The following is a 14551-nucleotide window of genomic DNA, read 5'->3' as shown; positions in this document are numbered from 1 at the left end:
TTAACGTCGCGAGCGTCTCGCCCACGCAAGTTCAATTTGTTTCATCCGTGTCAGTGATTCCAACACAAGGTTGCGTAAGTGTCGACAAAAATCTTCCATAAATAAAGTGGCCTGATGTGATTTTCGGCTCAGAATCGCATCAGTCACCAGCTTGAACAGGTCGAAAGAGTCCTGCAGCTCACGCCGGGATATATTCAGGGTCAAAAAATAGCTGCGTCGCAGTGAAGGCAACAGTTCATGGTAATAACGCATCAGATAAGGATTGCCGACCATGTCCTGCTGCTGTGACAGGCCCTGAAAGATCAGATCATAAAACTTTTCGGTATTGCCTTGGCGGGTTTCTGCTTCCAGTTGTTCTAATAATAGCTGAACGCGCTCGGCTTCATGCGGACGCCAGGTTTCTGCCATGCGATGCACGATCTGACCCAGCAGCAGACAGCACATATCAAACAGGGCACGCACCTGCATGGCAGACATTTCCGAGACAATCGCGCCACGACGCGGGTAGATTTCGATGAGTTGGGTTCGTTCCAGCAACAATAAGGCCTCACGCACCGAACCACGACTGACATCCAGTTCTGATGCAATCCTGAGTTCCTGAATCCGCTCGCCTTCTACCAGTTCACCGCGAATGATCTGTTCACCGATATGCTTGGCAATCTGTTCAGACAAGCTTTGCACTTGTTCTTGTTGCATGGCCATCCTGTCTTTATTTTTATTAATGCGGTTGTTGTCATGCTAGATGACTTTTCATTTATTTAACCCATTTTTTACCGAATTGCTTTGACATTGTCAGACAATTTTCCGTCGATAGAGTCAACTTCAACCAATTAAGTCCAGCAATAGCTGAAGCAAAAATCGCTAAGAGCCTGTATCTTTTATTATTCTGATTAAATAATCACTTGATCGGAATCATAAAAAAGAGAGCCTATTTGCTCTCTTTTTTTAGTTGATAAGTTACTTAGAAAAATGCACTGACACCACGGTATATAAAATAAGTGCCCACTGTCAGCAACAAAGCTGCAAAACATTTTTTCAGCATCACTGGGGAGAGCTTATGTGCGACTTTGGCTCCGAGTTTTGCGGTAAAGAAGCTCATCACACTGATGCCAATAAAGGCATAAATATGGATATACCCAATGGTATTTGCTACCGGTACATCGGATTTTTCACCAAACCAGATAAAACCCAGTGCCCCTGCAATCGCAATTGGTAGACCACAAGCAGAGGACGTCGCCACGGCTTTTTGCATCACCACGCCACAACGGTTTAAGAATGGCACGGTCAGACTACCGCCACCAATGCCAAAGATCGCTGAGGCTACACCAATACCGGCACCGGCAGCCATCTGCACCGGGGTGGATGGCAAAGTACTGACTGGGTCCAGTTTGACATTGGCACGGCTAAACATGCGTGCTGCCACCCATACTGCAAAGAAACCAATCAATAGCTGTAAGCCTTGCCCCGGCAACAGATCCGCAATTCCAGCACCGAGGAAAGAACCGAGTACCAGTCCCGGTGCCAGATTCCGCACCACCGACCAGAGTACAGCCCCTTTCAGGTGATGTGCCATCACCGAACTGATTGAAGTCACGATAATGGTGGCTAGCGACGTACCGACCGCCATATGCATAATCACACTCGGGTCATAATTCAGCTGGGTAAATACAATAAAGAGAATCGGCACAATAATCAGGCCACCACCGACACCAAACAGTCCGGCAGCAAAACCAGCAATTGCACCAATCAATAAATATATGATTAACTCCATAACGATATTTACCACGTTTAAATTCAGATGGATGTAGAAACTCGCGAACTGCAACAACTGCTGGAACAGGCAGGACAACTCCCCGAAGTCTTGTTACTCAAACCGGTCACCACCTCGACCAATGACGATGTACGCGACTTGGCACAAAAAGGTGTACAGCAGGTTTTGGTCAGTAGCCGCGCGCAAACCCAGGGTCGTGGCCAGCGCCAACGCCAATGGATTTCACCGGAAGGCAACATCTATTTAAGCACATTGCTGAATACAGAGATACCGATTGATGGCCGCCTGGCTTTAGAGGTCGCACTCAATATTTTGCAAATGCCAAGTCTACAAGGTCTTGATCTGCAAATAAAATGGCCAAATGATTTATATAGCCATAACGCCAAATGGGGTGGCATTCTGGTCGAGCCGATTTCAGCCTATCAGGCAGTGGTGGGTGTAGGGATTAATTTGGCACCAATTGAAGCCGAACAATTAGAACATGCCACCACTTCCCTGTCTGAACTGGGACTAACCGCTGTCACCCGTAATCAGCTGATTGCCGAACTGTATCTGGCGATCCAGCAAGCTGGACGATGGTTCAGTCATGGCTCGCATAATCTGGCAGCACGCTTTAACCATCATGCGGCTTTTTTACAGCAATTAGTTGAATTTACGGATCTTGAGGGTCAATATACAGGCACTTTTGCTGGCATTCAGGAAGACGGCGCCGTGCTGATCCAGACCGATGCTGGCGTACAAAGCTTCTATCAGGGACAGTTACGTTTAAAGACAGGCAGTTGATCAGGTAAATCTCAATGAAAAAATTATGGCTGGACATTGGCAACACGCGGCTAAAATACTGGATTACTGAAAATGACCAGATCATTGAACATGCTGCAGAACTGCATCTACAATCCCCGGCTGATTTGCTGCTCGGTCTGATTCAGCATTTTCAAGGCATGGGAATACAGCAGATTGGCGTATCTTCGGTGCAGGATAAAAAGAGCAACGAACGTATCCAGAAAATTCTAAAACGACTGAATGTTCCAGTGATTTTTGCCAAAGTACAGGCCGAATATGCTGGACTGCTCTGCGGTTATGATGATCCCTCCCAGCTCGGGATTGACCGCTGGCTGCAAGTTCTCGCGGTCGCACAGTCCAATGAACAAAATTATTGCGTCATTAGTTGTGGTACAGCTCTAACGATTGACCTATCACAAGGTAAAAAGCATCTTGGCGGTTTTATTTTGCCGAACCTATACCTGCAACGTGATTCCCTGATCCAGAACACAAAAGGGATTAAAATTCCTGATGCTGCTTTTGAAGAACTGAGCCCAGGGCGTAATACCATTGATGCGGTACATCACGGTATTCTACTCGGTCTGCTCAGCACCATTGAAAAAGTACTGGGTGAATTCCCAGCACAACTGATCCTCACTGGTGGCGATGCGCCGCTGTTTGCCCAGCACCTGCAAACCTACCAGCCGGTTATTGAATCGGATCTGTTACTTAAAGGTTTGCAGCACTTTGTAGCCCATTTAGACCATACAGCCGCTGGATAACCTCCAGTAGCTGCGGGAAGTCGGCATAGCCATCGGTTTTTTCAAAATGCCCGGCTTCACGGATTTCAAAAATCTGTGCTTTGAGATGATGCGCCAACTGAAGTGACATCACGGCAGGTACATCTGGATCATTGCTGGAAATAAACATCACACTGTGCTTAAAGCTTCGGGTTAAGGTATTAAAGTCCAGTTTGACGCTACGCACCAGATCATTCAATTCTGACCAGCCCACCAAGGGTTGATCAAAACCAGCGACTAGAATCACCCCACGAATAGCCCGATGATGGTTCTGATAATACTGTTCTACGAATTTTAAAACGCTAAGACAGCTCAGGCCATGCGCTACCAGAATGGTTTCTGCATCCAATTTCGGAATCTGCACTTCCAGGCTTTGCTGCCAATCCTGCATTTTCGGTTCTAAAGGATTAGCCAGCATAATGCGTTTGGCCTGAATCCCCAGTTGCTTGACCTGCCGGCTCAACCAAGGATACCAATGATCATTGGAAGTCGACTGGTAGTCGTGAACAATAAAAACATTCCCTGCTTGCGTGGTCATCTTGCTCTACTTTTTATACTTGTCGTTAAAATTTCGTTTAACTGATTTTTAACCATTTTTCTAAAATCATTCAAGTCAATTTGTTCCAAAATACAGGTCATTTTATCAATGGTTATGGGCTGATTTTGACAAATGAACTTAGGACTCTCGGATCAGATAGGGTTCAATCACCTGCCAGACTTCAGGCAATTCGGTACAGCCCTGTGAATCGATAAAATGACCAAAATGTTCTGCCTGAATCACTTTGGCATCTAAACTTTTGGCTTGTTCCAGACTGAATTTCGGTGCGACCCTGTCGTCCCCTTCCGAATAGATCACCACCCGTTCTTCGATCTGCTGTTTGAGCAAATCAAAATCAATCCGTGCCGCATCAATAAAAGGATAAACCTCTTCTAATCGTCCTAGTCGCCCATTGAAACCGGCAACCAGTACCAACTGTTTGATTTTTTGCTGCTGCAATTTTTCTGACAGGTAATGTAAGGCAGCAACTGTTCCCAAACTATGTGCGATCACAATACTGTTTTCATCCAAACCCTCAATCTGTTGCTGCATCTGCTGTTGCCAGGTTTCAAGTCGAGGCTTGGTAGATGGATCTAGTCTTAATACTTTAAGACTTACACCTTCCTCTTTGGCTTTTTGCTGAATCCACGGATACCAGTTCTCTTCCGGACTCGCGGTATAACCATGTACCACAATCACCTGTGTCATCTTATACTCCTGTCTTTTTTATTGTGTTAAGAGTCTGCCTGAGTCAGGAAAGCGATTGCGTAAGTAAATGTAGGTTTTGCTTAAACTAAATTTTGGACAAATAAAAAAAGGCGCTTGATGCGCCTTTTTTTAAGATCCAAAAATTATTTTGGATCTTTATTGCCGAATAATGGGCCCATGCCACCACCGCCAAATTGTTTCTGCAGATTGCCCAATGATCGCATCATTTTTGCCATACCGGATGGATTGGCAAATTTCTTCATCATTTTCGCCATCTGTGCATGCTGCTTGATCAGCTTGTTCACTTCAGCAACATCCATACCACAACCGGCAGCAATACGTTTCTTACGGCTTGGGTTCATCAAATCAGGATTACGACGCTCTTTCACCGTCATGGACTGGATGATCGCTTCCATTTTCTTGATCTGTTTTTCAGGATTCGCCTGCGCAATGGCATCCTGAATACCCGAGTTGCTCATGCCTGGCAGCTTGTCCAAGAAGCCCATCATGCCGCCCATCTTGTTCATCTGCTCAAACTGCATCAGCATATCTTCAAAGTTGAAGCTGCCGCCTTTCTGCAGTTTTTTCGCCATTTTTTCGGCTTTTTCTTTGTCGATCTTGCGTTCAACTTCTTCGACCAGAGAAAGCACGTCACCCATGCCGAGAATACGTTGAGCCACACGTTCCGGATGGAAGGGTTCCAGCGCATCCAGCTTTTCACCCATACCCAGGAACTTGATCGGCTTGCCGGTAATGGCACGTACAGACAGCGCCGCACCACCACGTGCATCACCATCAGTCTTGGTCAGGATCACACCAGTCAATGGCAGGGCATCGTTGAAAGCTTTCGCAGTATTCGCAGCATCCTGACCGGTCATGGCATCAACCACGAACAGGGTTTCGGTCGGATTAATCGCTGCATGCAGCTCTTTAATCTCGTCCATCATCTCGTCATCGACATGCAGACGACCTGCGGTATCGACAATCAGCACATCAGCGAACTGGATTTTGGCCTGTTCAATCGCGCGATTAGCAATGTCAATTGGACGTTCATTGGCATTCGATTCAAAGAAAATCGCACCCACTTCGCCAGCAACGGTTTGCAGCTGCTTGATCGCTGCTGGACGGTAAACGTCGGCAGACACCATCGCCACTTTTTTCTTTTGGCGTTCTTGCAGGAAACGTGCAAGTTTTGCCGCAGTGGTGGTTTTACCCGCACCCTGCAAACCTGCCAGTAAAACGACTACAGGTGGCTTGGCCTGAAGATCTAGGCTTTCATTCGCCGCCCCCATCATCTTGGTCAGTTCGTCGTAAACGATCTTGACGAAGGCCTGTCCTGGTGACAGCTGAGACATCACTTCCTGGCCTAATGCTTCTTCCTTAACTTTCGCGATAAATTCACGAGTTACAGGTAACGCAACATCGGCTTCAAGAAGTGCCATACGTACTTCACGTAACGTATCTTTAATATTGTCTTCGGTTAGCTGCCCTGAGCCAGTAACATTTCTTAAACTCTGCGTGAGTCGTTCTGTTAAGGTATCAAACATTGCAAAATCCGCTTAAAATAGCCAGTAGCAAAAAATTGTTTCTTAAAATAGAAAATTTATGCATAGAATGCTATAGGATACTGTAGTTCGCATCGAATTTATATAACACCCTTAAAAAGGTTTAACATGCTTAGCCTACCTCTGGTTTATACAATCCTGGCATTAATCGCTTATACCGCCTCATTTTGGTATTTGTTTATCCATTTAATGTCCAAGCGTACACCAAATCAGTGGTTCGTGGGGATTACCGCATCCTTAGGTTTGCTGTTACACGCTATCGTGCTGTACGGCGATATGCGTACCCCGATGGGGATGAATTACGATGTCTTTGTATTGGTTTCTTTTACTTCAGGACTGATGCTGCTACTGAGCCTGGCCTATAGTACCTACCGCCCCATTTTGCCCTTAAACCTGATTGGTATTCCGGTTGCCGCGACGGGCCTGATTCTCGGTTTTGCCTTTACCCCGCAAGCCAAAATTATTGTCCAGAACTCTTTAGGTCTAGATATTCATATCATTCTGTCACTTTCGGCTTATGCAGTATTGCTAATGGCGACCATTCAGGCGGTAATTCTTCGCTTCCAGGACCGTGAACTCAAAAAGAAGCAGAAACGCCTGTGGGTGAATCTGCTGCCTTCCTACCAGGATATGGAATCGCTGCTGTTCGATATGCTGGTGACCGGCTTCGTCTTACTGACAATCGCACTCGGTTTCGGTTTCTTTACCATTGATGATTTCTTTGGTCAGCATCTCGCGCATAAAACCGCATTTAGTATTATTTCCTGGTTGGTGTATGGCGCGCTGCTCATAGGTCACTGGAAATTTGGCTGGCGTGGACAGAAAGCGGTACGTTTTACCTTAATCGGTTTTGGCCTGTTGGCACTTGGTTTTATAGGTTCCAAATTTGTACTGGAAATGCTGATTAATAAATAAGTGCTCTTCCAAAATAATTTTTTAAAAGCTCAGATTTCTCTGGGCTTTTTTATTTTTCCTACTATTACTGCACATTCACCCTCCCTACCCGTACCGTTAGCGGCCAACTAATGATTCTCGGTAATTCTGGATCTTCCCATTCCGGTAATAAAGCATCTGCCAGTACATTCAGTGGATTATGGCCCAAAGCCTTAGTTGCCATCTTCACCGCTGACCAGGTACTCATATAACCAATCAGCTGGTAAAAGTTCCACTCGACTTGCAATACAGGCGGCTGAATAGGAATTTCCTGAAATGGAAATGGTAAGTTTTTATAACCTTCATCCACATGATGACGTTCAGGCGGCCAATATGGTCCAATCGTGACTTCGTAAAAGTGTTTGAAATAATGATCCAGATGTTCTTCATCGACACTGAATACGCCATAAGTAATTAAGGCCAAAATGGCATTGGGCTTTGCAATACGTTGAACTTCTACATAGAACTTATCTAAATCCAGCCAATGAGCAGCTTGCGCGACTGAAATCAAATCAACACTCTGATCAGCTATCTGGGTATCTTCTGCCAAAGCCTGACGATACTGAATCTTGGGATGCGGTTTGGCTTGGGCAATCTGTTCTGCACTACCATCAATCGCAATGACCTGATCAAAATAATCTACCAAAACTTCGGAAAATTGTCCTGAACCACAGCCCACATCCAAAGCAAATTGAGTACTCGGTGCCAACTCTGCCAGTATTTTTCCTAAAGCATCCGGATAATGCGGACGAAACAAGGCATAGTCCTGTGACTGCTGGGAAAAATGATCCTCGAAATTCGACTGTGTCATACCACAATCCTGAGTGTTTCTTGTTCATTCCAATATAGCTGACAACATTTAAAACTCTATTATTTTATTGTGCTGAAAATAGTCATACTGTCGATATGCCACCTGATCTCAACTAAATCTCCTTTTCCTATAAACGTGAAAGTTAAACTGCCTAGACATTCCGATCAAAAAGCCGTATAACACCGTTTTTCAAATTCACAGGTGAACACGTTGAAACTTGTTCTTGCACCCATGGAAGGCTTAACTGACCCGATTATGCGTGATGTACTGACATCCGTCGGGAGCTTTGACTGGTGCGTGACCGAGTTTATTCGTGTCACAGATTCCGTACTGCCGGATCATATCTACCATACATACTGTCCTGAACTGCTGAATGGCGGCAAAACTGCTGCCGGTACGCCGGTACATGTGCAGTTTCTGGGAAATAACCCGGAAATGCTGGCAGCCAACGCGGTTAAAGTTGCCGCAATGGGCGCACCGGCGATTGATATGAATTTTGGCTGCCCAGCCAAAACCGTGAATCGTCACCGCGGTGGTTCAGTACTGCTGGATGAACCTGAAATAGTCTATGAACTGGTCAAGGCAGTGCGTGATGCCGTTCCAGCCCATATTCCCGTATCAGCAAAAATGCGTCTAGGTTATATGGATAGAAACTTCATGATGGAAAATGCCCATGCCATTGAAGATGCCGGTGCTGCCTGGGTAACGGTACATGCGCGAACCAAAGCGGATGGTTATACCCCACCGGCCTTCTGGGATCAGCTGCAACCCATTCGTGAAGCCTTGAAAATTAATGTCATTGCCAATGGGGAAATCTGGAGCAATGCTGATGCTAAACAGTGCCAGCTGGAATCTGGTTGTGAAGACCTGATGATTGGCCGTGGTGCTGTCACTACGCCTGACCTGACCCAATGTATCCGCCAGAATAATGATGAGCCACTGATCAGCTGGAATGAGCTGCTTGGTCTGCAAATTCGTTTTCTGAATGGTTCCTATAAAAAGGAAATGAATATGGTCGGACGTTACAAACAATGGCTCGGTATGATGTCCAAACATTATCCAGAAGCCAAAGCACTCTGGGATGAAGTAAAACGGGTCAAACCGCTGGATGAAATTATTGAAAAGCTGAAAGCTGCCCAGCATTAAACTGAAATTCCCTGAATATCTCAGGGATTTTTTTATTTGACCTGTTTACGCTGTTTTAAGTTCTCTACATGCTGGCGATTGGTCTGCCAAGATTTCTCCAGCATAGCTTTTTCCAGCTGTAGCTGAATCCGTTTCAATTTGGTTTCAGAAATCACTGGCTCCTGAAAGCGTTTCACATAATCGGTCCAGCTGGCGCCTCGAAAGACATTTGCCGGCATAGCTGTTTTAAATTCAGCTTCCGGCATAAACACCACTAGTGAATGAATATATTCTGGGCTTAAAATTTCTACCAGAATCTGTTCCAGCACTTTGACATGCTTATAGTTCTGATGCAGCGGATTCTGGAATTTAAAGGTCTGCTTATAAATTTTCTGGGTCCAGGTCTTTTGTCGTTCACCACCAAAAACCCAGCCTTTATAGTTCTTGGTTTCAATCACGAACAGCCCAAATGGACTCAGCAGCAGATGATCAATCTGGGTTGTGGTGCCTTGTCCATCCTCAAAGGTCAGGTCATTCAACAAAATATAATGTGGCTGTTTTAGATAGAGTTTGACATGCATGGCAACGGCAAACTCACCCATTTTCCCCTTCATAAAAGGCTTAAACAGTTTAAATAAAGCCGCTAATGATAATAAAAGAAATAGCCACCAGAAATGTTCAATCACTGGGGCAAGAACAGGATTCATTTTGGCTGGAATAAATTTTTATTGAGATATAACTATCTTACTTATTTTGTTCAATATTCAATAGAATTTCTTTACGCTCCAGACCGCCTGCAAAACCCACCAATGTCCCATTAGTACCAATCACGCGATGACATGGGGCAATAATCGAAATCGGATTACGGCCATTGGCAGCACCTACGGCACGTACGGCTTTAGGATTGCCAATTTCCAGCGCAATATCGCGATAGGTACGGGTTTCTCCATACGGAATATTCAACAAAGCCTGCCAGACACTTTTCTGAAATGGCGTACCAGCAAAATCGAGGGGCACCTCAAAACTGGTACGTTGGCCGGTAAAATATTCTTCCAATTGTTGTTTGGCTAATTTCAGAATGGGATGTTCAGGATCTTCCACCAAGGTTGCTAGTTTGACCCGATTGGGCTTTTCACAATCCCAAAGCACTGCCACCAAAGCATCTCTACTTGCCACTAGTTGCAACTGCCCGACGGGTGAATCCATATAGATATAACTTAAGTTCATGTCTTCACCCTCGCCAGCTGTATGTAGAAATATTTTAACGCAGCCAGTATCCAGTTGCTTATAGAAATAAATGCTGAAACATTTTTATGAGGTGCAAAGCAGATAACTTAAGAGCTGGACAGTTTCATTAATACCAGTCCGGAAATAATCAGCACAGCGGCGAGCATCCGCATGGCACTGGCAGGTTCGCCCAGAATCAATACACCGACCAGAAAAGAACCCACTGCACCAATCCCGGTCCAGATCGTGTAAGCAGTTCCCAATGGTAATGTACGCATGGCGTAAGCCAACAGTGCAAAACTGAGAAACATGAAAAGAATGGTAATTATACTTGGGGTTAAGCGAGTGAAACCTTCCGATAGCTTCATCGCATAAGCCCATACCACTTCAAACAGACCGGCCAATATCAACAAAATCCAGGCCATATGCCCTCCTCCATCATTTCAGAAGTCAGGCCGTCCTGACGATTTTTCCTAAGCAAAGTCAATTATTTGCATCAAGGGGGGTCGTTCCTCCTCAAAAATGATTGATTGTATAAAACTGCTTGCAAAAATACAGCTGAATTTACAAAAGATGACGCTGCGAGCTGCAAACTTAACCCAGCTTAACTAAAGCGCCCAAGACACCCCGACAAAAAGCCGCTAATTTAGGCAAAACACAGCAGAACTAAACCACGTTCTCAGCAACTTTAAAAATGACAACAAAGTGCCCAGCACTGCTCCAAAACAAGAAGTTTATCCACATCAAATAATTAAGTTATGCACATGAATTAAATTTAAAGGTTTTCGGAGAAGTTACACGATGAAACACAAATTTACGATAAGTTGATCACTTTTTGTGATGTTTGATTTGTAAGCAATGGCGAATAAAACACCAGATACCACAAGGCTTTCAAAGTAGAAAAAAGAACCAAAATTGAGTTCTTTTTATACATATTTCGTCTAATGCTTGAACATACTAGCTACAATTGATTACATTTTATGCTGGATATCCATAGGGTTACCCACATAGATATCCATATACTTATCCATAAAGTTATCCACAACTCACTGTGAATAACATAAAATTCCGATCAGATAGTTACCTGGCCTACTTTTGCCAGTTCGGAACGCATTTCATCAATTACAGCTTTATAATCCGGCTTGCCGAAGATCGCTGAACCAGCCACAAACATGTCCGCACCCGCCTCAGCAATTTCACGAATATTGGCTGGTCCTACACCACCATCCACTTCCAGACGGATGTCACGGCCTGAAGCATCAATGATCTTGCGTGCCTGACGTAATTTATCCAAAGTCATTGGAATAAATTTCTGGCCACCAAAGCCTGGGTTCACACTCATCAGCAGGACTTGGTCGACTTTATCCAGCACATAGTCCAGATAATGCAGCGGTGTTGCCGGGTTGAATACCAGACCTGCCTGTGCACCACCAGATTTGATCAGCTGCAAAGAACGGTCGATATGATCCGATGCTTCTGGGTGGAAAGTAATGATGTCAGCACCTGCTTCAAGGAAGTCACCAATCATGCGATCGACCGGTTTTACCATCAGATGCACATCAATCGGTGCCTTGATGCCATATTTTTTCAGTGCCTTACATACCCCTGCACCAAAGGTCAGGTTTGGTACATAGTGGTTATCCATCACGTCAAAATGGACAACGTCAGCACCTGCTGCCAGTACATTTTCAACTTCCTCACCAAGGCGGGCGAAGTCAGCAGATAAAATAGAAGGGGCAATTAAATATGGCTTGGACATGAAAGAACCTGGCTGAATATGGGATGAATACAGCATTATAACAAATTGTCCCTGCTGCGCCTGTTCAATATGGTTTAACCAATACCTGATAATTTCTAAAACCATTAAAATCCGGAAATAAATTTAAGCGAGATAAAATAAAAGCCACTGAAAAGTGGCTTTTAAATGGAATTTTAAATTCAGTTTTCCAACTGCACCGCATGGAACTGCAAATGATCATCAACAAAGCTTTGAATAAAGTAGTAGCCATGATCATAGCCCTGATGTTCGCGTAGGGTCAGCTTCTGTCCTGCTTCATCACAAACCTGCTGGAATAAAGCTGGATTCAGCTGGCTATAGAACTGGTCATTAAAGCCCTGATCAATCAGGATATCTGAATAGAGTGCACCTTTGGCTTTAACCAGCTCAGTGGCATCATGCTTGGCCCATTCGGTACGGTCTTCACCTAAGTAATGACTAAAAGCCTTTTCACCCCATGGACACTGGCTTGGCGCACAGATCGGTGCAAAGGCAGAAACTGAGACAAATTTCTCTGGATATTTAAAAGCTAGCGTTAAGGCACCATGACCACCCATGGAATGGCCGAAAATACTGATCTTGCCCGGCTGGATTTCAAACTCTTCATTCACCAGTGGATACAGCTCGTCCATGATAAAGCTTTCCATTTGGAAATGCTCTGCCCATGGTGCTTGTGTGGCATTAATATAGAAACCAGCACCCTGACCGATATCCCAGTTGTCGCCTTCCGCAACACCTTCACCACGTGGTGAAGTGTCCGGGGTAATCAGGATTAATCCAAGTTGTGATGCCAAACGCTGTGCATGTGCCTTAATTGCGAAAGTTTCTTCAGTACAGGTCAGCCCCGCCAGATAAAACAGCGCAGGACAGCTCTGTCCTACCAAAGCCTGTGGCGGCAAATAGATGCCAAAACGGGTTGTTGTTTTCAGCACCTTGGAGTCAAAGCGGTAAATCCGCTGCTCACCCTCAAAACTTCTATTATTCTGTACCAGTTCCATCATGATTCCTTTTTTCTAAAGTTTTACAGTGTGCATCATTCTAGGGAGCAGCCGGTACGGCAGACTGAGCAACTGTAGTTGCTGGAGGGAACAGACGCTGCTCCAGTTGCGGCAGCATCAATTCCATATTTTTACCAATCACCCACTGTGGTTCGGAAGGTTCAAAGCCTTGGGCACTTTCCCATTTCGCCACAGTTTCTTTGGCCTGAGCAAAGGCATCTTTCAGCGTACTTTGTTCACGCATCGCCTCATCAAAGAAAGCTCGGCCAAAGTAGGTATAATCTGCTTCATTCGAGCAACCAAAAGACTGACGGTCCGCTGCAGAAGCAGTAATGACTAAAGTATTTTCATTTTGTAATGCGGATACAAAGCTCCCTGAATAACAGGAAGAAATCACAATCACCCGCCAGCGAATACCAGAAGCATCCAAAGTATCTCGCAACCATTTCGGATCAACCTGTGCCAGATCCAGCGGTGCATTTTCCATTTCAAATTCGTTCGGCAAGCCATGCGAAGTCATATACAGGAACAGTACATCGCTTTCCCGGTTCATCTGCTGACCAATACGGCGTAGTGCCATTTCCATGCTGGTTCGGGATGCAATCGGCATTTCCAGACGCGTCGCCGGATGATTGACCAAGGCAATGGAACGGCCATAAGTCCCAAAGCGAGTATCAAATTGTTCTTTAATGCGTTGAATTTCTGACTGGAATACATCCTGATAGCTCGCCCCCGCGACACCCATGAAATACCAATGCGTTTGGGCAAATTCACCAAACTCGATATTCTCCAGTGCCTTGTTCAGTAAGTTTGGCTGGGCATAGAACGCATCTTCGGCAAAGCTTGGCGGCTGTTCATCGACTTTCCAGATCGGCTGGTCCTTGACCGACATTTGCCACACCACAAGCGTAAACAGCGTTGCCAGCATGATCAACGCACGTTCCCACCATGGCCATTTCAGTTCACGGGAAAATACCCAGACCACAGCCAGACTCTGCCACACGAACAGGATGATAAACAGTGTTGGAATATAGTCGTACAGAATATAGGGCAGATAGTCCAGATCACCCAGATACTGGATCAGGCACTGGAACAGCATGATATGTGTATCTAATACCAGCCAGAGCAAAGCCGGCACCAGCATCAGACGCGGATTATTCACCCGCTGGGATAAAAAGATCCCCACAATCAGGGCGATAAACGGCCACAGTGCATAACTGATCAGGCCCTGCGAGTTAAATTCACCAATCCGACCGGAACTGAGCCAGCTGAATAAACTGTTGGCACAACCGCCAAGAATCCCCCAGAACACCAGCTGCAGAATGGAGGGACGTACCATTTGCAGGGAACGCCTCGACCCCAGAAACAACCACATTCCGGCAATTTGATTGCTCTTGAAATCGTGCCAAAAATTAATGGAAGGTTTGAAGTCGATCATAAGGTTTCGGGGAGATGAGGTGGCTCGCTAATTCGCAAAATAAGTTTAAGCTTGATCAGAGTTTTATCAATGCTATTTTTTAACTATATAACAAATCA

Annotated in this window: 16 protein-coding genes; 4 read left to right on the top strand and 12 right to left on the bottom strand. The window is 45.2% G+C overall.

The features are described from left to right. Nucleotides 1-696 carry a GntR family transcriptional regulator gene (locus tag ABEF84_RS03520; protein WP_034582744.1) on the bottom strand — a complete coding sequence of 232 codons (696 nt, stop codon included), beginning with the start codon at nt 694-696 and terminating at the stop codon, nt 1-3. 265 nt (nt 697-961) lie between these two features. Then, nucleotides 962-1771 carry a sulfite exporter TauE/SafE family protein gene (locus ABEF84_RS03515; protein ID WP_034582746.1) on the bottom strand — a complete coding sequence of 270 codons (810 nt, stop codon included), beginning with the start codon at nt 1769-1771 and terminating at the stop codon, nt 962-964. A gap of 27 nt (nt 1772-1798) precedes the next feature. Between ABEF84_RS03515 and ABEF84_RS03510 the strand changes: the two genes are divergently transcribed. Together ABEF84_RS03510 and ABEF84_RS03505 are read left to right on the top strand one after the other, a co-directional pair. Continuing rightward, complete coding sequence (locus ABEF84_RS03510) at nt 1799-2554, top strand: biotin--[acetyl-CoA-carboxylase] ligase (protein ID WP_034582749.1); 756 nt, start codon at nt 1799-1801, stop codon at nt 2552-2554. A gap of 14 nt (nt 2555-2568) precedes the next feature. Further along, nucleotides 2569-3315 carry a type III pantothenate kinase gene (locus ABEF84_RS03505; protein ID WP_034582751.1) on the top strand — a complete coding sequence of 249 codons (747 nt, stop codon included), beginning with the start codon at nt 2569-2571 and terminating at the stop codon, nt 3313-3315. Here the strand turns inward: ABEF84_RS03505 and ABEF84_RS03500 are convergent. From ABEF84_RS03500 to ffh, 3 genes are all read right to left on the bottom strand, one after another. Continuing rightward, the gene (locus tag ABEF84_RS03500) at nt 3263-3871 is read right to left on the bottom strand and encodes an alpha/beta hydrolase (RefSeq protein WP_034582754.1); all 609 of its coding nucleotides are present in this window, start codon (nt 3869-3871) and stop codon (nt 3263-3265) included. The genes ABEF84_RS03505 and ABEF84_RS03500 overlap by 53 nt on opposite strands. Nucleotides 3872-4009: 138 nt before the next feature. Continuing rightward, nucleotides 4010-4579 carry an alpha/beta hydrolase gene (locus tag ABEF84_RS03495; protein ID WP_034582756.1) on the bottom strand — a complete coding sequence of 190 codons (570 nt, stop codon included), beginning with the start codon at nt 4577-4579 and terminating at the stop codon, nt 4010-4012. Between the two features lie 143 nt (nt 4580-4722). Next, on the bottom strand, nt 4723-6126 hold the full coding sequence (ffh, locus tag ABEF84_RS03490; RefSeq protein WP_034582758.1) for a signal recognition particle protein: 1404 nt from the start codon (nt 6124-6126) through the stop codon (nt 4723-4725). Nucleotides 6127-6252: 126 nt separating this feature from the next. On the opposite strand from ffh, the gene ABEF84_RS03485 reads away from it, so the two are divergent. Beyond that, on the top strand, nt 6253-7059 hold the full coding sequence (locus ABEF84_RS03485; protein ID WP_034582759.1) for an inner membrane protein YpjD: 807 nt from the start codon (nt 6253-6255) through the stop codon (nt 7057-7059). A 64-nt stretch (nt 7060-7123) separates the two neighbouring features. On the opposite strand, the gene ABEF84_RS03480 is transcribed toward ABEF84_RS03485, so the two are convergent. Then, entirely contained in the window at nt 7124-7888 is a 765-nt protein-coding gene (locus ABEF84_RS03480; RefSeq protein ID WP_347453593.1) for a class I SAM-dependent methyltransferase, read from the bottom strand. A 210-nt stretch (nt 7889-8098) separates the two neighbouring features. On the opposite strand from ABEF84_RS03480, the gene ABEF84_RS03475 reads away from it, so the two are divergent. Next, nucleotides 8099-9034 carry a tRNA-dihydrouridine synthase gene (locus ABEF84_RS03475; RefSeq protein WP_347453592.1) on the top strand — a complete coding sequence of 312 codons (936 nt, stop codon included), beginning with the start codon at nt 8099-8101 and terminating at the stop codon, nt 9032-9034. Nucleotides 9035-9066: 32 nt separating this feature from the next. On the opposite strand, the gene ABEF84_RS03470 is transcribed toward ABEF84_RS03475, so the two are convergent. The 6 genes from ABEF84_RS03470 to ABEF84_RS03445 all read right to left on the bottom strand — a co-directional run bounded on the left by ABEF84_RS03470 (nt 9067) and on the right by ABEF84_RS03445 (nt 14453). Next, nucleotides 9067-9720: a nuclease-related domain-containing protein gene (locus ABEF84_RS03470; RefSeq protein ID WP_347453591.1), complete on the bottom strand. Its 654-nt coding sequence runs from the start codon at nt 9718-9720 to the stop codon at nt 9067-9069. Nucleotides 9721-9757: 37 nt separating this feature from the next. Next, nucleotides 9758-10240 carry a methylated-DNA--[protein]-cysteine S-methyltransferase gene (locus ABEF84_RS03465; RefSeq protein ID WP_034584869.1) on the bottom strand — a complete coding sequence of 161 codons (483 nt, stop codon included), beginning with the start codon at nt 10238-10240 and terminating at the stop codon, nt 9758-9760. A 107-nt stretch (nt 10241-10347) separates the two neighbouring features. After that, a complete protein-coding gene (gene sugE / locus ABEF84_RS03460) occupies nt 10348-10665 on the bottom strand; it encodes a quaternary ammonium compound efflux SMR transporter SugE (RefSeq protein ID WP_034586472.1) in 318 nt (105 codons plus the stop codon). Between the two features lie 647 nt (nt 10666-11312). Continuing rightward, the gene (gene rpe, locus ABEF84_RS03455; RefSeq protein WP_034586510.1) at nt 11313-11999 is read right to left on the bottom strand and encodes a ribulose-phosphate 3-epimerase; all 687 of its coding nucleotides are present in this window, start codon (nt 11997-11999) and stop codon (nt 11313-11315) included. A 179-nt stretch (nt 12000-12178) separates the two neighbouring features. Beyond that, complete coding sequence (gene fghA / locus ABEF84_RS03450) at nt 12179-13015, bottom strand: S-formylglutathione hydrolase (protein ID WP_034586475.1); 837 nt, start codon at nt 13013-13015, stop codon at nt 12179-12181. A 40-nt stretch (nt 13016-13055) separates the two neighbouring features. Further along, complete coding sequence (locus ABEF84_RS03445; protein ID WP_034586479.1) at nt 13056-14453, bottom strand: C13 family peptidase; 1398 nt, start codon at nt 14451-14453, stop codon at nt 13056-13058. Nucleotides 14454-14551: the final 98 nt, after the last annotated feature.

It is taken from the genome of Acinetobacter sp. ANC 7912 (genome assembly GCF_039862785.1).
Taxonomy (GTDB): Bacteria; Pseudomonadota; Gammaproteobacteria; order Pseudomonadales; family Moraxellaceae; genus Acinetobacter; species Acinetobacter thermotolerans.
Note: the sequence above shows the minus strand (reverse complement) of the source record. Positions and strands in the feature narration are given on the sequence as shown.